This window comes from Paraburkholderia dipogonis (assembly GCF_046027395.1).
In the GTDB taxonomy this organism is placed as follows: Bacteria; Pseudomonadota; Gammaproteobacteria; order Burkholderiales; family Burkholderiaceae; genus Paraburkholderia; species Paraburkholderia dipogonis_A.
The window spans coordinates 72,577-92,802 of sequence record NZ_JAQQEG010000010.1; the positions used below are offsets into that span (position 1 = coordinate 72,577).

At 63.1% G+C, this 20,226-nt stretch carries 15 protein-coding genes; 6 read left to right on the top strand and 9 right to left on the bottom strand.

The genetic code is table 11. From position 1 onward, the window contains the following. Positions 1–10 precede the first annotated feature (10 nt). The 3 genes from PQR32_RS12230 to PQR32_RS12240 all read right to left on the bottom strand — a co-directional run bounded on the left by PQR32_RS12230 (position 11) and on the right by PQR32_RS12240 (position 4,049). The gene (locus tag PQR32_RS12230; RefSeq protein WP_408226391.1) at positions 11–1,072 is read right to left on the bottom strand and encodes an NAD(P)-dependent alcohol dehydrogenase; all 1,062 of its coding nucleotides are present in this window, start codon (positions 1,070–1,072) and stop codon (positions 11–13) included. Between the two features lie 75 nt (positions 1,073–1,147). After that, on the bottom strand, positions 1,148–2,608 hold the full coding sequence (locus PQR32_RS12235; RefSeq protein ID WP_408226393.1) for an acyl-CoA reductase: 1,461 nt from the start codon (positions 2,606–2,608) through the stop codon (positions 1,148–1,150). A gap of 4 nt (positions 2,609–2,612) precedes the next feature. Next, the gene (locus PQR32_RS12240) at positions 2,613–4,049 is read right to left on the bottom strand and encodes a phenylacetate--CoA ligase family protein (protein ID WP_408226396.1); all 1,437 of its coding nucleotides are present in this window, start codon (positions 4,047–4,049) and stop codon (positions 2,613–2,615) included. A 414-nt stretch (positions 4,050–4,463) separates the two neighbouring features. On the opposite strand from PQR32_RS12240, the gene PQR32_RS12245 reads away from it, so the two are divergent. Beyond that, positions 4,464–5,186 (top strand): TetR/AcrR family transcriptional regulator, encoded by a 723-nt coding sequence (locus PQR32_RS12245; RefSeq protein ID WP_408226399.1) that lies wholly within the window; start codon positions 4,464–4,466, stop codon positions 5,184–5,186. A gap of 25 nt (positions 5,187–5,211) precedes the next feature. Here PQR32_RS12245 and phaC read toward each other — a convergent pair whose 3' ends face one another. The 4 genes from phaC to PQR32_RS12265 are packed head-to-tail and all read right to left on the bottom strand — an operon-like array spanning position 5,212 to position 8,968. Next, the gene (phaC, locus tag PQR32_RS12250) at positions 5,212–6,924 is read right to left on the bottom strand and encodes a class I poly(R)-hydroxyalkanoic acid synthase (RefSeq protein ID WP_408226402.1); all 1,713 of its coding nucleotides are present in this window, start codon (positions 6,922–6,924) and stop codon (positions 5,212–5,214) included. Beyond that, positions 6,821–7,465 (bottom strand): GNAT family N-acetyltransferase, encoded by a 645-nt coding sequence (locus tag PQR32_RS12255; protein WP_408226405.1) that lies wholly within the window; start codon positions 7,463–7,465, stop codon positions 6,821–6,823. Before PQR32_RS12255 ends, phaC begins: the two co-directional genes overlap by 104 nt. Further along, complete coding sequence (locus PQR32_RS12260; RefSeq protein WP_408226408.1) at positions 7,466–8,035, bottom strand: DUF2889 domain-containing protein; 570 nt, start codon at positions 8,033–8,035, stop codon at positions 7,466–7,468. 33 nt (positions 8,036–8,068) lie between these two features. Continuing rightward, positions 8,069–8,968 carry an SDR family oxidoreductase gene (locus tag PQR32_RS12265; protein WP_408226411.1) on the bottom strand — a complete coding sequence of 300 codons (900 nt, stop codon included), beginning with the start codon at positions 8,966–8,968 and terminating at the stop codon, positions 8,069–8,071. 415 nt (positions 8,969–9,383) lie between these two features. On the opposite strand from PQR32_RS12265, the gene PQR32_RS12270 reads away from it, so the two are divergent. The 5 genes from PQR32_RS12270 (at position 9,384) to PQR32_RS12290 (ending at position 15,886) form a co-directional block, all read left to right on the top strand. Continuing rightward, the gene (locus PQR32_RS12270) at positions 9,384–11,465 is read left to right on the top strand and encodes a 3-hydroxyacyl-CoA dehydrogenase NAD-binding domain-containing protein (protein ID WP_408226414.1); all 2,082 of its coding nucleotides are present in this window, start codon (positions 9,384–9,386) and stop codon (positions 11,463–11,465) included. Between the two features lie 103 nt (positions 11,466–11,568). Continuing rightward, the gene (locus PQR32_RS12275; RefSeq protein ID WP_408226417.1) at positions 11,569–12,747 is read left to right on the top strand and encodes an acetyl-CoA C-acyltransferase; all 1,179 of its coding nucleotides are present in this window, start codon (positions 11,569–11,571) and stop codon (positions 12,745–12,747) included. 13 nt (positions 12,748–12,760) lie between these two features. After that, the gene (locus tag PQR32_RS12280; RefSeq protein WP_408226420.1) at positions 12,761–14,623 is read left to right on the top strand and encodes an acyl-CoA dehydrogenase; all 1,863 of its coding nucleotides are present in this window, start codon (positions 12,761–12,763) and stop codon (positions 14,621–14,623) included. 68 nt (positions 14,624–14,691) lie between these two features. Then, positions 14,692–15,057 (top strand): transposase, encoded by a 366-nt coding sequence (locus PQR32_RS12285; RefSeq protein ID WP_408226423.1) that lies wholly within the window; start codon positions 14,692–14,694, stop codon positions 15,055–15,057. A 43-nt stretch (positions 15,058–15,100) separates the two neighbouring features. After that, the gene (locus tag PQR32_RS12290; RefSeq protein ID WP_408226426.1) at positions 15,101–15,886 is read left to right on the top strand and encodes an SDR family oxidoreductase; all 786 of its coding nucleotides are present in this window, start codon (positions 15,101–15,103) and stop codon (positions 15,884–15,886) included. An 80-nt stretch (positions 15,887–15,966) separates the two neighbouring features. Here the strand turns inward: PQR32_RS12290 and PQR32_RS12295 are convergent, their stop codons facing one another. Both PQR32_RS12295 and PQR32_RS12300 read right to left on the bottom strand, forming a co-directional pair. Further along, positions 15,967–18,669 carry a winged helix-turn-helix domain-containing protein gene (locus PQR32_RS12295; RefSeq protein WP_408226429.1) on the bottom strand — a complete coding sequence of 901 codons (2,703 nt, stop codon included), beginning with the start codon at positions 18,667–18,669 and terminating at the stop codon, positions 15,967–15,969. Positions 18,670–19,050: 381 nt separating this feature from the next. Then, positions 19,051–20,196 carry an acyl-CoA dehydrogenase family protein gene (locus PQR32_RS12300; protein ID WP_408226432.1) on the bottom strand — a complete coding sequence of 382 codons (1,146 nt, stop codon included), beginning with the start codon at positions 20,194–20,196 and terminating at the stop codon, positions 19,051–19,053. Between the last annotated feature and the right edge of the window lie 30 nt (positions 20,197–20,226).

The window sequence follows — 20,226 nt, forward strand, 5'->3', positions numbered from 1 at the left end:
GCGGCGAAACTCAATCGCCGCCGGCGTTCTCGAGCGATGCCATGTCGATCACGAAGCGATACTTCACATCATTGGCACGCATGCGCTGAAACGCCGTGTTGATCTCGCTGATGTCGATCATCTCGCAGTCGGGCAGAACCTTGTGTTCCGCGCAGAAGTCCAGCAGTTCCTGGGTAGCCTGGATTCCGCCGATCAGCGAACCGGTCAGCGAGCGATTGTTGCGCATCAGCAAAGCGCCGTGCACGGGCTCCAGAAGGTCGATTGCGCCGACCACCACCAGCTTGCCGTTGCGTCCAAGGAGCATCAGATACGGGTTGACGTGGTGCCGCATCGGGATCGTGTCGAGGATGAAATCGAATGAGTTGACCGCTGCCTGCATCGCCTTCGGATCACTCGACAGCAACACGTGGTTCGCGCCGAGCGCGCGAGCGTCGTCGACCTTGCCCGGTGAGCTCGTGATCACGGTCACTTCGGCGCCCAGTGCCGCTGCGAGCTTCACCGCCATGTGACCCAGGCCGCCCAGGCCTACGACCGCCACCTTCGATTGCGCGCCGACGCCATACTTGCGCATCGGCGTCCATACCGTGATGCCGGCACACAGAAGCGGTGCGGCGAAGCGTGGGTCGAGTGCGGCGGGCACGCGCAGCACGAACCGGTCGCGCACGATGATGTGCTGGGCGTAGCCGCCGTAAGTGGTCTCGCCGGTGATCCGATCACGGCCGTTGTAGGTCGGCGTGGGTCCTTCGGTACACAGTTGTTCTTCGCCTTCCTCGCAGGGTGCGCAGTGCTGGCAACTGTCGACGAGACAGCCGACGGCGACCCGGTCGCCGACCTTGAATTTCGTCACGTCGCTGCCGACGGCAGAGACCTGCCCGACGATCTCGTGCCCGGGCACGCAGGGGAAAACGGTATTGTTCCAGTCGTTGTCGACCTGGTGGGCGTCCGAGTGACATACGCCGCAGTAGGCGATGTCGATCGAGACATCGTCGGCGCGCAATGCGCGGCGCTCGAAGCTCATCGGGGTGAGGTGTGCGTGGGCATCGAGGGCGCCGAATCCGTGACAGGTGGTCATGATTTGATGTGGTTCAGAAGAAAAAGGGAATGGATTGGCCCGAGCGGGCGCCGGGCCTTGGGGATAGAAAACCGGTCAGTCGATGGGCGGGCGCTGCCACGGGCCCGGGGTGGCGTCGGGTGAGTTGGTCTGGTTCGAAATCCACTTGCCCATACGGCGCAGCGGCTCGATCGCGTCCTGAGGCGCGGCCCATTTCATCGCCGCCGCGTAACCGAGCGACACGATCCGTTGGGCGCCATACAACGGCAGGCGATCTTTCAGTTCGTCCTTGAGGCGTTCCGGATAGATGCCGACCGTCTGGGTGTAGGCGTCCACCGCGTCCATCACTTCATCGAGGGAGTCGACCGGCACGAGGTTGGCCGTCCGATCGTCGAGCAACGTGGCGAACGACACCGGTTCGGGAATCTGCGAGACGATGATCGCACCTTCCCCATCCTTGCCACCGATTACCCGATACCACTCGTCGTCGAGGCGTAGTGCATCGACGTGTGCCTTGAGACCCTGGTCGTAACGTTTCGCAGACGTGCTGACGCTGTTCGGCAATTGCATCAGGGCGTCGTACACGTAGCGGCCGAAGGCGTTGAGCTGCTGCAGGCCCGCCTCGTCGGTGCCGCTTTGCACATAGGCCAGACGCGCACACACGCAGCCTTTCTGGTTCAGCGCGCCGATATCCGTGGCGAGGCGCAGCGCGGCTTCGCGCATGGTGGCCTCGCTCGCGAAAGTGTTCTTGCCGATGATGCTCGCGCTGCGTTTGGGGTCGAGCGAGATCAGTTCGAGGCCGGGCTGGATGTACTGGCTCACGTGCTTCATCGACGCGAAGCCGCCCCACGCGACGATCTTTTCCAGATTCTGTGGCTGATACAGGCGCTTTTCGAACGCCGCGTCGCCGCCTTTCCAGTAGGCGACGCTCAGGTGTTTCGTGAGCGGGTGATCCGGTGCCATCTCGATCATCGTGCGGGCGATGGCGAGGGCCGTGAAGGGGTCGTTCGACGGCGCCTTGATGATGGCGTCGCTGCGCAGCACCATGTTGCGCACGATGGTCAGCAACGACAGCCCCGTGGCATTGCCGGCCACGATGTGCAGAGTACGCGCGCCGAAGCAGCGCACTTCGAGGTCGGTGCCGTCGATCAGGCGCTGCTTGACCCATCCTTCCAGATACTTGATGCCGACCGTGCTGTCCACGGCTTCGATGATCGCCTCGCGCGAGAGCATGTGACGCAGGCCGAGGTAGCTCGACTTGACGAGCGTCGGCGTGGTCGGCGCCGTCAGATACGACAGCTCGCACGCTTCCTGAAGGTGGCGATTGGTCGCGAGATCGAGGTGCTCGCCGAGCGCGGCAGCGTAGTCGAGAATGTCGTCGAAGCTGAGCTTGTACAGGTCGGCCAGCTTCGCCGGATTGCCGAGCGGCAGCGCGTCGATGTAATGGTGGGCGTCCGGCGTGAGAAATGCGAGATCGCCGCCGCGGCCGCCGACTTCGATCAGGTTATCGGTGATGATCTGGCCGCGAATGATCATCGGCGCGATAGGTTTTTGCATGACATCAGCCTTCGAGAGTATTGAGGAAATCCATCGCTTCGCGATGCGCGTTTTCGCTGGCCGCGCAGGTGATCTTGTCGTCACCGCCGTTCTTTTCGCTGTAGCGCTGGATCGGACCGACGATGTAGCGGCTCGGTCTGCCGCACGGGCAGCGCTCGTCCCATTCGATGGTGATTTCGTCGCCGGAAATGAAGCCGCCCCAGCGCGTTTCGGTGCTCAGATCGTAAAAAGCCGCGCGCCCTGTCACGCGGCCAGTGCGCGGCAGCGGCTTGCTCGTCTCGGGATCGAGCAGGTAGGGAATGACGGTCGGATTCAGGTGGTAATGGCCGTGCTCGCACAGCATGTGCGAACCGAGTACTTCGGACATCGCATATGACTGGTTCAGCTTCTTCGCGCCCGTGAAACGCAGGATGTCCTCCACCCAGCCTTCGGGTTGCACCATGCCTTTCGCGCCGCCGGCGGTGGTGATGTACGAATCAGCGGCGAACACGCCTTCGAGACCGCGCGCGAGGCCCGCCTTCGCCATGTTGTGCAGCAGATTCCAGGTCGCGTAGATAAACGCGCGCTTGCCCTTGAGTTCATGTGCGATGCGTTCGAAAAATGCTTCGAGATGCTTCGGCATGTCGGCCTGGAGCCGGTCGAAGGCTTTCTTCTTGGCGGCCAGTTCAGCACTGATTTCCAGTCGATCGAGCGTGCCGCGCGCGTGCGCAGCTCGGATTTTCGCGCCGAGATGCAGCACGTCGCTGCTCAGCCGCGCGGGGTAGGCGGCCCGGAAATGCGTTTCGTCCGGCAGCAACACCTTGATCATGAAGTCGTTGCCGCGCAAGTGGCTCAAATAGCCGGAACGGTAGTACGGAAAGGCGGTGTGCAACTCCGGTTGAGGCGTGTGCGGCCCCGTCATGTTCCAGATGAACAGCCTGCGTGCCTCGAAAGCTTTTTCGTACTCGCGGGCACTATGCGGCAGAAACGACACCGTGCCCGACGTGCCTGACGTGTGGCTGAGCACCAGTTGCGGCACCGCTGCGTCCATTGCCGCGAACCAGTCGTCGAGCCCGCGGCACGCGCTGACGTCGGCCGCGAGTATCTGCTCGGCCACCTCAGGGGTGACCAGTTTGCTCAACCACCTGTTGATTTGCGTGAAGTTGTGCCTTTCGAGCAGCGAAGGCGGATAGGACTTGTAGATGGTGTGCTCGAACAGCAGCGGCACCACGTCGTCAAGTTGCTCGACCGTGTGCACGCCTTCGGCATCGGCGAGCTTCTTGAGTGTCGGAATGCGGTCGCGAAACGCGGCAAAGCGCTTTTTCAGGCCGATCAGCTGCATGGCGTCGACCTCGGCACGCGGCAGGTGACCCCATGTTTCGTATGAATGATTGGCGAGAGCCGCCGGGTCGTTCAGCAACAACTGGGTTTTTTGTTCGATGGAGACTTCTGCAGAGGACATCGTCTGACTCGCTACTCTTGAGTAAATCTTGGGTAAGGGACCGGCGCCGACGCCGGCGTGCGGCGAGCATTCACGCTCGCTCGGCCCAACGCAGACCGCAAGATCAGTATAGGGAGCCGACGGCCGTGTCTCGTTCCGGATTCGGTCGCCTGGTGGCGGCGGACAAGGCCTTGAAATAAAAGGAGAAATTTTGGGCTGGAGGCGCGTTTGCCGGGCGATTCTGCGTTTCTGACCGGTGCCTGCGGACGGCCCGTGAGCGACCGTTCCTGTCAACGCGTGGTAACCCGCCCCCCTACGAATGAGGGGAGGCGGTGGCTGTGCACGTCGCTATAGTTGGCATTTCCGAACTGTCCTTGCGCCCCGCGGAATCACCTGCCGGCGCAGGCGCACGCCGAACGAGAGAGAAGGATTGCCATGGCTAATTCGACCCGCGATGTGCAAGGAGCGGCCAGCGGCGATCGGGTCCTGCGTGTCGGGATACCTGCTCAGCCGCGCAAAGCGCCGCGCCAGGCGCGCTCGATCGCCCTTGTCGCCGCGCTGAAGCAAACTGGCAGGCAAATTCTCGAGACGGAAGGGCGCGACGCGTTGACCGCGTTGCGCCTCGCGGAAAATGCGGGCGTGGCCATTAGCTCGATCTACGAGTATTTCCCGACCATGGAAGCGCTGATTACCGCGGTCTTCGACGATTACCGTGTCGAGCGACGCGAAGCGTTGCTGGCGGGCATCGCGGCGCTGCCTGTCAACGCGACCTTGTTCGACGGAATTCTCCTTACGTTGAAAATCGGCCTTGCCGTTCATCACAAGAAAATGTTGATCGACCCGGCGTACAGCGTGCGTTCGACCCACTATGACGAACTCGTGCGGCTCGATCTGGTCAAGACGAAACAACTTTGGCACGCGGTCGCGACCCCGGCGCTGATGGCGCGTTTCGCCAGCGAGATTCGCGTCCGGGATTGGGCGCAGGCCGAGTTTCTGGTCTTCCAGACGCTGCTTGCGCTGCCGCGGGCGATGGTGCTTGAAAGACCTGAATACCTCGTCGATTCCGATACGCCCTATTTGATCGCACGCATGGTGCATGCGTTGTTGACCGGCGGGACGAGCACAACGGGCGAGTGCCAAACCGATCAAGCGGAATAGTGCAAGCCATGCCGCCGCGGCATGGCTATCCGCAGCGCGCGCTTACATAGCGGCCAGGCGCCGGCTCGATCGGCTGATAGGCGTCATCGCCCAATCGCGTGCGAGCCGGAACCTTCTCGGCGGCGTGCCGGCGCAGCCATTGGCTCCAGTGTGTCCACCAGCTTCCTGGCTTCTGTTTCGCAAGCGCGAGCCACTCGTCCGCGTTGTCGGCCTGGTTGCCACCAGTCCAGTAATGGCGCTTGTTCACGGACGGAGGGTTGATGACCCCGGCGATGTGGCCGCTCGCGGCCAGCACGAACTGCGGCTTGCCGCCAAGCAGGTGTACGGTTCGCCATGCGGACCGCCATGGGACGATATGGTCGCCTTGGGCCGCGAGAACATAGCTCGGGACATCGATCGCGCCGAGGTTCACCGGCTGGCCGCACATCACGAGCTTGCCCGGCACGCGCAGGTTGTTCTCCAGGTACGTGTTACGCAGCAGCCACGCAACCATCGGCCCCGGCAGATTGGTGGCGTCGGCATTCCAGTACAACAGGTCGAACGCGTCGGGCGTTTGTCCCTTCAGATAGTTGTTGGCGACATAGGGCCACAGCAGATCGTTCGCGCGCAACATCTGGAATACGAACGCCAACGACTTGCCGGAATGGATGCCACCCTGGCCGATCGTCAGTTCGCTTTGCCTGACACTTTCCTCGTCGATGAACGCGCCCAGGTCACCCGGTTCGTCGAAATCGAGCAGGGTCGTGAGCAAGGTCATGCTCGCTACCGTTTCGTCGCCGCGCGCGCGCAGGATCGCCAGTGCCGAGGAGAGCATCGAGCCGCCGACGCACCAGCCGAGCGTGTTGACCTTGTCCGCGCCGCTGATCGCCTGCGCTATCTCGATCGCCTTCATCACGGCGTGTTCGAGGTAATCGTCCCAGGTCGTATGCTGCATGTCCTCGCCTGGGTTGCGCCATGAAATCACGAAGACGGTGTAGCCCTGCTCGCACGCGTAGCGCACGAAGGAATTTTTCGGCTGAAGGTCGAGAATGTAGAACTTGTTCACGCAAGGCGGCACGACGACGAGCGGCCGCGCGGCGACCTGAGCGGTGAGCGGCGCGTACTGGATCAATTGCATGAGGTCGCACTCGAACACGACCGCACCCTCGGAGAGCGCGACGTTGCGGCCTACCTCGAATGCCGTCTCGTCGGTGATCGCAATCTGGCCGCGTGCCAGGTCGTGCAGCAGGTTCGACATGCCGGCACGCAAGCTCTCGCCGTCCGATTGCAGCGCAAGCCGCATCGCCTCGGGATTGGTCGCGGCGAAGTTTGCGGGGCTCATCGAATCGATGAACTGGCGGGAAAAAAAGCGCAGTTTGTGCTTGACCTTGTCGTCGAGTTCCGCGGCTTCGACCATCTCGGCGAGCAGGCGTGAATTGAGCAGGTAAGCCTGCACGAGCGCACTGTACCAGGCGTTGCCGGTCCAATCCTCGCCCTGGAAGCGGCGGTCGTTCGGCTCGGGCGCCGTCACGGGGGGCGCGACGCCATTGCCGCTCGCGTGCGGCGACATCAGAGTGCGCCAAAGCGCCATCTGTTGATTCCAATAGTGTGCACTGGCAAGCGCCAGCGGCGCCGCGACCGCGTTCGATGCCTCGCTATCCTGGGTTGCTCGCGGGCCGGTCAGCACCTGCGTCCAGTCGAGTGCCAACTTGAAGCATGCCTGGAGCCATTTCTCTGGTGCATTGAAGTGAGACGCCATACAAGTCCCCTCGTGGTTTGATGCAATGGTTGTCCAGAACGGCAATGGGGTCATCCGCCGATGGCAGCGCGAGCCATGCATCGGCCTCGCCGTACGCGCCCTGGATCGTCATGCCGGCCTTTCTCGCGATACGCATCATCGCGTCGTTGTCCGACTGAAAATACATCCACAGCGTGTGGAACTGCATCCTGCGAGCGTGAGTAATCGCGTGTTCGAGCAGTGCGCTGCCGATGCCGCGCCCGCGCGCATCTTGCGATACGGATAGCCCGAACTCGGCGGCGCGAGGACGATCGTTATCGCGCAGCGTCACGAAATGCCCCACGCCGTCCAGCGTCAGCGGACTGTCGTAGACGCCGAACACCGTGTCGCGCTCGAAGTCGATGCCATCCACGTAATGTTTGATCGTCCAGTCGCGCGTCGGCTGATTGAAACGGAGTCGACGGTCTTCGTCGTTGAGGGCGAGAAAATGCGCGAGTAATGCCGGGCGCGATTGCTCGGTCAGCACACGCCAGCTGGTTCGATTGGTTTGCGCGTTCCACATTCAGACCACCGGACCGCTGGAATCCTGCTCGCGCCGCTGCTCGGACCAGAGTATTTTTGCCGCCTCGCCATCGCTCCGATAGCTGTGACAGCTATTGATGATCGTCACGTCTTTTTTAAGGCTTGCGGGCCAGTCGGGCGACGCGCGCTCGATAGCCAAGCTCGCCTGCACGGCGGTCGTCGCCATTGTTCCGAGTATCAGTTCGGTCAGATGCGTGCAACCGTGCATGCCGCCGACGCGAGCCTTGACCTGCGTTCGCCAGCCCGCACCGATTTGCAGACCGGCGAGCGCTGCATAGGCGGACTCGATCTTCGGGCAGTAAGGCGTCGGGGTTGCGCGCATCTGCGCGGTGACGGCCTGGACGACCAGCTTCTGGTTCACCGTCATGAGGATGCGCATGTCGTGAATCGGCATGCCGGCGGGCAGGATCTTGAAGAAAAGATCTGTTCCGTCTGGCGTGATGTCTCTCAACTCTGCTTCGATGTCAATCAGCCCGTCGCTGCGCTGATACGCATGACAGGCGACATGGCGGGTATGAAGAAGCTTTCGCGCGACAGCGGTCGGGTTCATATCGGATATCCGTGGACAGCAATGACGCGTGCGCTAGCCGCGCAATGCTTTGACCAGCTTTTCGCGCACTTGCGGATGGCCGGCGAACGGGTCGCCGGGGTTGCACTGTCCGATCATGCGTTTGAAGCGCTCCTCCACGAGCGCCATTACATTGAGATCCGAGTAGATATAGAAGTCCCGCATCCGGACGGCGTCGAACGTTATCTGGGCGATTTCTTCCACGCTGATCTTTGCCGAGCTGACCGACTTCTCGGACATCGCCTGTGCGACAAGCTGCGAGCGCGTCGGCGTTTCAGCGTTGGCAAGCTCGGCGGGACGATTGCGGCGCGACTGGCTGAATGCGGTCGGCACGAAGTACGGACACAACGCCGAACAGTGCACCTGATCGGTCACGAGGCCGAGGTCGTGATAAAGCGTCTCGGTGAGGGCAACCACCGCATGCTTGGAGACGTTGTACACGCCCATCGACGGTCCGTTGACGAGACCGGCCATCGATGCGGTATTGACGATATGGCCTTCATAGGCCGGATCGCGCGCGGCGGCGAGCATCAAGGGCGTGAATATCCGCACACCATGAATGACGCTCTTCAAATTCACGCCCAGCACCCAGTCCCAATCTTTTTCGGTGTTCTCCCACACGAGGCCGCCCGCGCCCACGCCAGCGTTGTTGAACAACAGATTGACCTCGCCGAACGCGTCGATCGCGGCGTCGGCGAGCGCCTGTACCTGATCGGCACTCGACACATCAGTACGCACGCCGATCACGGCCGCACCCTGGTCACGGCGTGTTTTCACGGTGGCGTGCAGTGCGTCTTCCTGGATGTCGGCCAGCACGAGCTTCATGCCCAGGGCCGCGCCGGCCTCGGCGAATGCCTTGCCGAAGCCCGATGCAGCGCCGGTAATCACGGCAACCCTGTTCTGAAACTGCTTCATTGCGTTGTCCTGCCTGGTTGCATGTCGGGAATGTCGAGCTCAGCGAGCGCTTCGGGTTGCAACGCGGCAACGCGCCTGCACACGCAGGATAGGGCGTGTCGGGTGTGGCGCCGCCTTCCCTTTGGAGGGGGGCGGCTGCGAACGCGGCCTGGTGGGCGGATTGCGCGGCGGGTCGCCGGGAAACCGGGCATCGGTGGGACGCATGTCCGCGTCTGGCGAACTGAACGGCAGTTCGCCGGCGCCCCCTAGAAAGGGAGGGGGAAATTGCGTCTGACGCCCGCCTATCATGTGCCCGGATCTCACGTGCGACACACGCCGCAGCTTTCGCCGCCGCGCCGAACGGCTTCGCATGACAAAACGGATGAAGTCGACCCTCCCGATCCCGGGAGAAACTCAAGACATCAAAGGAACCAGCATGACAGCGCAGTATCAGTCCCATGACGGCATTGCCGTCATCACGCTCGACAATCCTCCTGTCAACGGACTGGGCCACAGCACCCGGGTGGGCATCGTCGAAGGGATGACTCGAGCGCTGGACGATGCGACCGTCAAGGCGATTGTGATCACCGGTGCCGGCAAGGCATTCTCGGGCGGCGCGGATATCCGCGAATTCGGTACACCAAAGGCGATGCAGGAGCCGAGCCTGCAAACGGTCATCGATACGATTGAGGCTTCGCCAAAGCCGGTGGTGGCTGCAATTCATGCGGTGGCGATGGGCGGCGGCCTCGAGCTGGCGCTAGGCTGCCACTACCGCGTGACGGCAAAGGGCGCGCAGATCGCCCTGCCGGAAGTCAATCTTGGCCTGCTGCCAGGCGCCGGCGGGACGCAGCGCTTGCCGCGCGTGATCGGCCTCGAGGCGGCTTTGAACATGATCACGTCAGGCAATGCGATCCCGTCCGAGAAGTTTGCCGATACGAAGCTATTCGACCACGTCGCCAGTGACGACGTGCTACCCGCTGCAGTGAAGTTCGCTCGGAACGTCGCCGCCGCGCCGGGCCAGCATCCGCAGGTACGAAACCTGAAGGTGCAGCACAAGAACGCTGAAGGCTACCTCGGATTCGCGCGCAGCACGCTCGCGGCGACATCGCAGCATTTCCCGGCACCGCTCAAATGCGTCGACGCGGTCGCGGCTTCCCTCAAGCCGTTCGAACAGGGCATGAAAGACGAGCGCGATGGCTTCCTGTATCTGCTCTCTACGCCTGAATCGCGGGCCTTGCGTCATGCGTTCCTCGCCGGGCGCGCCGCGAGCAAGATTCCCGATGTGCCGGGCGACACGCCCACCCGCAAGATCGCGAAGGTGGCCGTGATCGGCGCGGGCACCATGGGTGGCGGCATCAGCATGAACTTCCTGAACGCGGGCATCCCCGTGACGATGCTGGAAATGAAGTCCGATGCGCTGGAGCGCGGCGTGGCGACGATCCGCCGCAACTACGAGAGCAGCGCGAAAAAGGGCAAGCTCACCCAGGACGACGTCGAGCAGCGCATGAACCTGCTGCGCACGACGCTCTCCTATGACGACATCGGCGACGCCGATCTCGTCATCGAAGCGGTGTTCGAGGAAATGGGTGTGAAGGAAGCGGTCTTCAGGAAACTCGACGGGGTCATGAAACAGGGGGCGATCCTCGCTTCGAACACCTCGACGCTGGACGTGAACACAATCGCCTCGTTCACGACGCGTCCTCAGGACGTGGTCGGCATGCACTTCTTCAGCCCGGCCAACGTGATGAAGCTTCTCGAAGTGGTCCGCGGCGAGAAAACCGGCAAGGATGTGCTTGCCACCGTCATGCAGCTCGGTAAGAAGATCAAAAAGGTCGCCGTTGTGGCCGGCGTGTGCGACGGTTTCATCGGCAACCGCATGCTCGAGCAGTACAGCCGCCAGGCGGGCTTCCTGCTGGACGAAGGCGCGTTGCCCGAACAGGTTGACCGCGCGATCGAGACATTCGGTTTCGCCATGGGCCCGTTCCGCATGATCGACATGGCGGGCAACGATATCGGCTGGGCGATCCGCAAACGGCGCGCCATCGAGCAGCCCGAGTTCACCTACTCGAAGACCGGCGACCTGCTGTGCGAGGCGGGGCGCTTTGGCCAGAAGGCCGGCGCAGGATGGTACGACTACGAGCCGGGCGATCGCAAGGCGTATCCGAGTCCGCAGGTCAACGAAATGATCGTGCGTCACTCGAAGGATCTGGGGATCGCGCGCCGCAAGATTTCCGATGCAGAAATCGTCGAGCGGCTGGTGTTCGCACTCGTCAACGAAGGCGCACTGATTCTCGAGGAAGGCATCGCGTCGAAGGCATCGGACATCGACATGGTCTATCTGAGCGGCTACGGCTTTCCGCAGTTCCGCGGCGGCCCGATGCTGTATGCGGATCAGTTCGGCCTCTACAACGTCGCGCAGGCGATCCAGCGTTGCGCGAAGGGTTATCGCGGAGAAGCATGGCAGGTCGCGCCGCTGCTGCAGAAGCTGGCGGACGAAGGCAAGGGCTTCAACGATTGAGCGTGTCCGCTGCTGCATGCCGGCGCGCAGGTCACGGATGCCATGCATCCCGCGCTGCGGCTGCCGGCCAGTAACCCTATCAAAGCACACCCAGGAACAACACATGAATGAAGCAGTCATCGTATCCACCGCGCGCACCGGCTTGGCAAAGAGCTGGAAGGGCGCCCTCAACATGACCCACGGCGCCACGATGGGCGGCCATGTGGTGAAGCACGCAATCGAGCGCGCCGGCATTGAGGCTGGCGAAGTGGAGGACGTGCTGATGGGTTGCGCGAATCCCGAGGGCGCGACGGGCGGCAATATCGGGCGGCAGATCGCCCTGCGCGCGGGCTGCCCGGCGACGGTGCCGGGTGCGACGGTCAACCGCTTCTGCTCGTCGGGCCTGCAGGCCATTGCGATGGCTGCGCAGCGCGTGATCGCGGACGAAGGCGACATTTTCGTGGCGGGCGGCGTCGAAAGCATTTCGTGGACGCAGCGGCAGATGAATCAGCACATGGCGAGCGACCCGTGGCTGGTGCAGCATAAGCCGGAAATCTACTGGAGCATGCTGCAGACCGCCGAGACCGTGGCCAAGCGCTATGAGATCTCGCGCGAGCGCCAGGACGAGTACGGTGCGCGCAGCCAGCAACGGGCGGCCGCTGCGCAACAGGCGGGCCGCTTCAATGACGAGATCGTGCCGATCACGGTGCTGGCCGGCGTGACCGACAAGGTCACCGGTGAGATCGTGACGCGCGAAGTGACACTCGCGGCCGACGAAGGTATCCGCGGCGACACCACGCTCGAAGGCGTGGCGAAGATCCGCACCGCGATGCCTGGCGGTGTCATTTCGGCAGGCAATGCATCGCAGTTCTCGGATGGCGCGTCGGCCGCCGTGGTGATGAACGCACGGGTGGCGGCCGCGCGCGGCCTGCAGCCGCTCGGCGTGTTCCGTGGCTTCGCGGTGGCGGGCTGCGAGCCCGACGAAATGGGTATTGGTCCGGTGTTCGCGGTGCCCAAGCTGCTGAAGAAGGCTGGCCTCAAGGTCGAGGACATCGGCCTGTGGGAGCTGAACGAAGCATTCGCGGTGCAGGTGCTGTATTGCGCCGACCAGCTCGGCATCCCGATGGAGCGCCTGAACGTCAATGGCGGCGCGATTGCGGTGGGCCATCCGTTTGGCGTATCGGGCGCGCGCCTCGTCGGCCACGCGCTGATCGAAGGCAAGCGCCGCGGCGTGAAGTACGTGGTGGTTACGATGTGTATCGGCGGCGGCCAGGGTGCGGCCGGCCTGTTCGAAGTGCTTTGAACGGGATCTCCGTATGTCGCTGATCCTGTCCCGCCGTGATCTGGATTTCATGCTGTACGAGTGGCTTCGGGTCGAGGCGCTGACGGAGATCCCGCGCTACGCCGACCACTCGCGCGAAACTTTCGACGCCGCGCTTGATACCTGCGAAAAGATCGCCACTGAACTGTTCGCGACGCATAACAAGAAGAGCGACCAGCACGAGCCGCATTTCGACGGCGAAACGGTTAGCCTCATTCCTGAGGTCAAGACTGCGCTCGACGCGTTCAGTGCGGCAGGTCTGATGGCCGCGGGCCAGGATTACGAACTCGGTGGCATGCAGTTGCCGCTGGTGGTCGAGAAGGCTGGCTTCGCCTGGTTCATGGCCGGTAACGTCGGCACGGCGGGCTATCCGTTCCTGACGATTGGCAATGCCAACCTGTTGCTCACCTACGGCACGCCCGCGCAGATCGACGCGTTCGTGCGGCCTGAGATGGACGGCCGTTTCTTCGGGACGATGTGCCTGTCCGAGCCGCAGGCGGGCTCGTCGCTGTCGGACATCACGACGCGCGCCGAGTATGAGGTCGAGTCGCCGCTCGGCGTGCAATACCGGCTGCGTGGCAACAAGATGTGGATCTCGGGCGGCGAACACGAACTGTCCGGGAACATCGTACATCTGGTGCTGGCCAAGATTCCTGGTCCGGACGGCAGGCTGATTTCGGGCGTGAAGGGCATCTCGCTTTTTATCGTACCCAAGTACCTCGTCAATGATGATGGCTCGCTCGGCGAGCACAACGATGTGGTGCTCGCCGGTCTCAATCACAAGATGGGCCATCGTGGCACGACCAACTGCCTGCTGAATTTCGGCGAAGGCATCAAATATCGGCCGGACGGCAAGGCTGGCGCGATAGGTTATCTGGTCGGCGAGCCGGGTCAGGGGCTCGCCTGTATGTTCCACATGATGAACGAGGCGCGCATCGGCGTGGGGCTGGGTGCGGCGACGCTCGGCTATACCGGCTACCTGCATGCGCTCGACTACGCGCGCAACCGGCCCCAGGGACGCACCGCCGGCCGTGGCGGCAAGGACCCGGCCAGCCCGCAGGCGAAGCTGGTCGAGCATGCTGATATTCGCCGCATGCTGCTCGCGCAGAAGAGCTACGCGGAGGGCGCGCTGGCGCTGAATCTATATTGCGCCAAGCGGGTGGACGAAGAACGCGCGGCGCACGCGGCGGGCGACGCACAGGCGTGTGAGCGGGCGACGCTATTGCTCGACATCCTGACGCCCATCGCCAAAAGCTGGCCGTCGCAATGGTGCCTGGAAGCGAACAGTCTCGCGATTCAGGTGCACGGCGGTTACGGCTACACCCGCGAGTACAACGTCGAGCAGTTTTACCGCGACAACCGTCTCAACCCGATTCACGAAGGCACGCACGGCATCCAGGGACTGGATTTGCTTGGCCGCAAGGTGGTGTTGAAGGAGGGGGCCGCCCTTGGGATTCTCCGCGACACGATGCAAGCCGCCGTTGAATGCGCGCGTGCTTGTGCGGACGCGGCGTTGAACGAATATGCCGGTGTGCTCGATTCCGCTACCGCCCGCCTCGCGCAGGTGACGCGGCAACTGTGGGCGGCGGGGGAACCCGCATTGACGCTCGCCAACGCGTCCTTGTACCTGGAAGCGTTCGGCCATGTGGTGATGGCGTGGGTGTGGCTGGAGCAGGCCCTTGTCGCGAGTGCTGCGCTTGCTGGCGGCAAGCATGCACAGGACGATGCTTTCTACCGCGGCAAGCTCGCCGCCGCGGCTTATTTCTTTCGCTGGGAGCTGCCCCGCGTGACAGCGCAGTTTGATCTGCTTGCAAGTCTCGATCGAACCACGCTCGACATGCAGGACGCCTGGTTCTAAATGAGCGCCTTCGATGCTGAAGTGATCGCTAGCAGATCAGGCACGAGGCGAGCTCAAGGAGTCCCTTTTTGAACGCTGTACAGCAATACGCGGAAAAGTGCGTCACAGATATTCTCCTATCAGATGCTGACTGGGCGCGCGTCGAACATCTGTTTCCAGGGCCGACTCGGGGACCTGGGCGACCCCGTCGAGATTGTCGCGGAATATTGAATGCGATTCTCTGGGTGCAGCAAAACGGCGAGAAGTGGCATAGGCTGCCGTCCATTTTTCCGGCCCAGCAGACGTGCTACGTGAAGTACCTGGCATGGCGCCGCGCGGGGCTTCTTCAACGCGTCGCCGAACTCATTGATGTGAAGTCGCTTGATCACTCAGCGACTGGCCGATGTGACGGGGTGGTTGACGCGGCCGCGTCGTTGTCGAGACGTCGATTGTAAAGACGCTCAACAAGAGCCTACGGCTCTACAAAAGGAAAATCATATGCATACCGTAAAGCAGCTCTTCGACCTGAAGGGTAAGACGGCGCTTATTACCGGCGGCTCGCGCGGGCTTGGCCTGCAGATCGCGGAGGCACTCGGGGAGCAGGGCGCCCGCCTCGTGATATCGGCACGCAAGACAGACGAACTGCAGGCCGCTCAGGCGCATTTACAGGCGCGTGGCATCGTGGTCGACTGGGTCGCCGCCGACGCTGCGCGCGACGACGATATTGCGCGTCTTGCCGACGAAGCGCTCGCAACGCTCGGGCGCGTCGACATCCTGGTGAACAATGCCGGCGCCGTGTGGGGCGCGCCGGCCGAGGACCACACCGTCGAAGCCTGGGACAAAGTGATGGACCTGAACATCCGCGGCCTGTTTTTGCTGACGCAACGCATCGGCAGGCGTTCGATGATTCCCCGCCGCTACGGACGGATCATCAATGTCGCATCGATATCCGGCCTCAGGGGCAACGTGCCGGGCCGCATGGAGACGATCGCCTACAACACGTCGAAGGGCGCGGTGGTCAACTTCACACGCGCGCTGGCAGGCGAGTGGGGCGAGCACAACATCACGGTGAACGCACTGGCGCCGGGCTTTTTCCCGTCGAAGATGACGAGCGGCTCGCTCGCTCGCATGGACATGGATGCCGTATGCGCGGGCATCCCTCTGCGACGGCTTGGCGACGACGGCGACCTGAAGGGTGCGGCGCTGCTATTCGCGAGCGATGCCGGCAAGCACATCACCGGCCAGATTCTCGCGGTGGATGGTGGGGTAACGGCGGTCGCGTGAACACGGTGTCTGGGCCGTTGTTCGACGCAGGTATTTGCATTGCGTTCGACGCCGTCCCCCGTGAAGGACGGCATTGCTCCCTACTGAATCAGGTCATGCTTGCGCGCCCATACCATCGCGTCATACCGGCTCGACACCCCCAGCTTGGAGAAGATGTTGCGCAGATTCCACTTCACGGTTTCAAGCGTGATGTTCAGTGTGAGCGCGATTCGTTTGTTCGACATCGCCTGGGCCACGAGGCCGAGTATCTCCACTTCGCGCTGAGTCAGCACCGCCTGGTTCCTGGGGGCGTTTGCGCGCCGGCTCCCGCCGGTGGTCGCGTCGGCTGTCGCGGCGTTGGAGAACTTGTCGAGCAGATCTTGCGCGTACTGCATGACGGGCCCTTGCAGCAGCTTCTCCTGCACGAGCCGCGCGAGTGGCTTGCCGACCAACGCGCCTTCGTCGACCAGCGTACGTATGAGGCCGAGTCTGTGGCCGGCTTCGACCGCTTTGGCCATGGAGGCGATTGCTTCTTCTGAGCGCTCCATGTTGTCGAGTGCCGCGCTTTGGAGTATGTCGACAAGCGCAAGCAGCCTGCCGCGACCGAATTGCGCCGCATGGCTGCGCGTGATCTCCAGCGCCGCTAGTGCCCGATCGGGATAATCGGTCAGAACGACACGGGCCCGGGCAAGCGCGGCGACTGCCGGAAACTCCGCGCGGTAACCCTGTTCGGCCGGATGGGCGTGTGCCAGTTCGTCCAGAGAGGCGGACACGTCAGCGGCACGTGCCCGGTCCCCCTTTATCAACAACACTTTGACCTGTTCGGCCAGCATGTGCGCGACCGCGCGTTCCTGGCGGAGGCCGCGCATATGTCCGGCCTGTTGCTGCAGGAAGGACAGCGCTGCCTCGGGGCTTTCCTGCAGGAGGTCGAGACGCGCCCTGCAAAGCGATGCACGGATCATGACCTCCGGCGCGGAGGACTGCAGCAGGCCACGGCGATTGGCGATGGTCTCCCGTGCATCATCGATGCGGTCCAGTTCGTAATAAGCATCGGCGAGGCCGCCGGCGCAAAGGTTCGCGCTGATCGAGCGGCGGCCCAGCGCCTTCACCGAACGCGCGAGTAGCAGGGAACCGGTGCGCTCCGCCTCACGTACTTCGCCGGCGAGCATCAACGTCGTGATGACCGTCGCTTCCGCCACGAGCGCCATGTCATTGTTGCGGTCCGCCAGCGGAATGGGGTGGGCGTCGAGCAGGCGCCTCGCTTTCGCATACTGCCCGGTGGCGCTGTACGCCGAGGCGAGTTCGGCAAGCAGCACGTACTGCAGAAAGGGATTTTCCATCGCGGCATCGCGCTGGGGCTCCAGCAGATCGATGACGCGTTGCATATCGTCGCGCTGGACGGCGATCGCGGCGCGGATCAGCGGCAGGCTGCTGCTGACATCCGGATGCGTAGGGGTGCCGCTTGCGTCCAGATGGGCGAGCCAGCCCTCCGCTTTGGCTGGGCGAGCAGTCAGCGCGACCGTCAGGCAGGCGAGGAAAAGCAGCCTCTGATGCTTGAACAAGGTCTCTTCCGGCAGGCGGTCCAGCAGATGCAGCGTCGGACTCAGATATTCCAGGCTCCATGTTGCGGGGGCGGCGCGCTCGATCACCGAGGTGGCGAACTCCAGATCTTCGCCGAGGCTGGCATGGCGGATCGCTTCTGCAAGGAATCCGTTATCGGCGAACCATCGGCTGCCGCGCCGGTGCAATTCCCGCACTGCAGCGGATCCGCGGCGTTCGAGCCGCGTGGCGAGAAATTCGCCGAATAGCGGATGGAAGCGGTACCAGACTGACCTGTCGTCCGAATCGACCCGAATGATCAGCAGGTTCTCGTCTTCCATGCGCGTCAGCAACTCCGCAGTGTGCGGAATATCCGTGACGGACTCGGCGAGAGACGTATTGAATCTGCGGAAGATCGACAGCGTTTCGGCAAGACCGGCGAGCTCAGGCGGCAGGTGCGCCATGATCTCTTCGGTCAGGTAGGTTTGCAGATCGCTGGATCGCCAGACAAGATGCGGGAGGATCGAACGCGTGTCCGGACGGCTCTTCAGCATGATGACGATCAACTGGAGGCACGATGGCCAGCCGCTCGTCAGCTCCTGAATCAGGCCTAGTTCATCGGCGTTGATCTTGCCTGCACCCAGGTTTTCATCGAGGAAGACGCGCGTTTCTGGCAGGTCGAAGGGCAGTTCGGCGCTATCCAGTTCCACGATCTGATCCATGACTCGCAACCGGCTCAAGCTCAATGGCGGCGTAACGCGTGAAGAAAGCACGAGATGGAGATTGCCCGGGCCATGATCGAGCAGCTTCTGCATGAATTTGTGCGCTGCCGACGCCTCCACCAGGTGATAGTCGTCCAGGATCAGGTAAACGTCGCGCTGAAGCGCCTCGGCGCCCCTGACGATGGCGGCGATCGCCGTATCCATGGCGACTGCGCTGGTGTCCTCGAGCGGCATATCCGTTTCGACCGGAATGCCCAGGCGTTGAAGGGCGGCAAACAGCGCGGCGCAAAAGCCGGCATAGCCGTTGTCGTCAGCGCTCAGGGAGAGCCAGCCGACGTCGGCCCCAGCCTTCAGGCAGGCTTGCCGCCATTGCGCGAGCAGGGTGGTCTTGCCGTAGCCCGCGCTGCCGGTGACAAGGGCGAGCCTGCACTGATGAATACGGTTGAGCTGGGCGAGCAGGTTGGCGCGCGGCAAGTGCTTTGCGCCGATACGAGGGGGAGAGAACTTGGTGGAAACCAGGTGTCTGGTGAATTGCGTGGTCAAGTCGTCACCTAGTCGATGCAACGGATGATTCGCGCGCGAGAGGCAACCGTTTACATCCGTGTTCCGCGCGAATACGTCCTTCCTCTGATTGAGGGGTGCCAAACGGATGAGCGGAAGCTAACTTACCAGCATTCGAACGTCAAGAGAGCGGAGACTGGCCGATATCCCGGAAGAGACCCGTTCCGTGGGGGATCGGCATGGGGGCGACGGCATCCTGAAGGACATCAGCGGCGGGCACGTTTGGCGGGATGTCATCGTTATCCCTATGCCCGGTGGCACGGCCTGGGGCTGGCCGGTAATCCTGCCGCGCGCCTTGACGGGGGCCAGGCTTTCGCGTGACCCCAGGCGCCCGAGGACGACAGCGCGCGTTAAGCCAGCGCGTTAAGCCAGGTTACGCGAAATGATCAGCTTCTGGATGTGACTGGTGCCCTCGTAGATCTTGCAGATCCGCACATCGCGCAGATAGCGCTCCACCGGGAAGTCGGTGAGGTATCCGTAACCGCCGTGGATCTGCAGCGCATCCGAGCAGACCTTCTCGGCGATTTCGCTGGCAAACAGCTTGGCGATCGATGCCTCTTTCATGCAGTTGACGCCGGAATCGCGCAACCGCGCGGCGTACAGGCAGTACTGGTACGCGACGTCGACCTGCGCGGCCATATCGGCCAGGTCGAATGCCACGCCCTGGAGCCTGGCAATGGGCGCGCCGTACGCTTCCCGCTCGCCGGCGTACTTGATCGCGGCCTCCAGCGCAGCACGCGCGGCGCCCGCGGCGATAAAGGCGATGCCGATGCGGCCGTCGGCCAGTCCCCCCATCGCCGTGCGATAGCCGTTGCCCTCATCGCCCAAGCGGTTTTCGGCCGGCACGCGGCAATCTTCCAGCGCGATCTGGGCCGTATGCGCCGTGTGCTGACCGAGCTTGCTCTCGATGCGCGTCACGTGATAGCCGGGCTGCTTCGGGTCGATGATGAACGTGGTTGCACCACGTTTTCCGGCTGTTTTGTCGGTGATCGCAAAGACGACGCCGACGCCCGCTTCGCTGCCGTTCGAAATGAACTGCTTGGCGCCGTTCAGGACGTAGTGGTCGCCGTCGCGGCGGGCTGCCGTGCGCAGCGCGGCGGTATCGGAACCGGCATGCGGCTCGGTGAGGAGGAACGCGCCGATCGATTCGCCGCGTGCCATCGCCGGCAGGTAGCGCCGCTTCTGTTCTTCGGTGCCGTGTTCGGCGATGGTCATCGCCGTGAAGTTGTGCACGTGGACGATGGTGGCGAGGCCAGCGTCGACAGCGGCGAACTCGTGCTGTGCCAGACAGAAGTCCAGCACGCCGGCGCCCGTACCGCCGTACTCTTCGGGAATGAGCATGCCGAGAAAGCCCAGTTCCGCCATCGCCTTCAGTTCGCTGTATGGCCATGCCGACGCGGCATCGCGTTGGGCGGCGGTCGGCGCGATGATCTCGGTAGCGACGCGCCGTGCGGAGTCTCGGATCAGGATCTGTTGTTCTGTCAGGAATGCAGTGGATATGTCTGTCATGATTGCCTTGCCTTTATCGAGGGCCTGGTA

Coding starts and splice junctions, on each gene's coding strand:
- PQR32_RS12230 (WP_408226391.1), bottom strand. CDS start 1,072: ATGACCACCTGTCACGGATTCGGCGCCCTCGATGCCCACGCACACCTC.
- PQR32_RS12235 (WP_408226393.1), bottom strand. CDS start 2,608: ATGCAAAAACCTATCGCGCCGATGATCATTCGCGGCCAGATCATCACC.
- PQR32_RS12240 (WP_408226396.1), bottom strand. CDS start 4,049: ATGTCCTCTGCAGAAGTCTCCATCGAACAAAAAACCCAGTTGTTGCTG.
- PQR32_RS12245 (WP_408226399.1), top strand. CDS start 4,464: ATGGCTAATTCGACCCGCGATGTGCAAGGAGCGGCCAGCGGCGATCGG.
- phaC (WP_408226402.1), bottom strand. CDS start 6,924: ATGGCGTCTCACTTCAATGCACCAGAGAAATGGCTCCAGGCATGCTTC.
- PQR32_RS12255 (WP_408226405.1), bottom strand. CDS start 7,465: ATGTGGAACGCGCAAACCAATCGAACCAGCTGGCGTGTGCTGACCGAG.
- PQR32_RS12260 (WP_408226408.1), bottom strand. CDS start 8,035: ATGAACCCGACCGCTGTCGCGCGAAAGCTTCTTCATACCCGCCATGTC.
- PQR32_RS12265 (WP_408226411.1), bottom strand. CDS start 8,968: ATGAAGCAGTTTCAGAACAGGGTTGCCGTGATTACCGGCGCTGCATCG.
- PQR32_RS12270 (WP_408226414.1), top strand. CDS start 9,384: ATGACAGCGCAGTATCAGTCCCATGACGGCATTGCCGTCATCACGCTC.
- PQR32_RS12275 (WP_408226417.1), top strand. CDS start 11,569: ATGAATGAAGCAGTCATCGTATCCACCGCGCGCACCGGCTTGGCAAAG.
- PQR32_RS12280 (WP_408226420.1), top strand. CDS start 12,761: ATGTCGCTGATCCTGTCCCGCCGTGATCTGGATTTCATGCTGTACGAG.
- PQR32_RS12290 (WP_408226426.1), top strand. CDS start 15,101: ATGCATACCGTAAAGCAGCTCTTCGACCTGAAGGGTAAGACGGCGCTT.
- PQR32_RS12300 (WP_408226432.1), bottom strand. CDS start 20,196: ATGACAGACATATCCACTGCATTCCTGACAGAACAACAGATCCTGATC.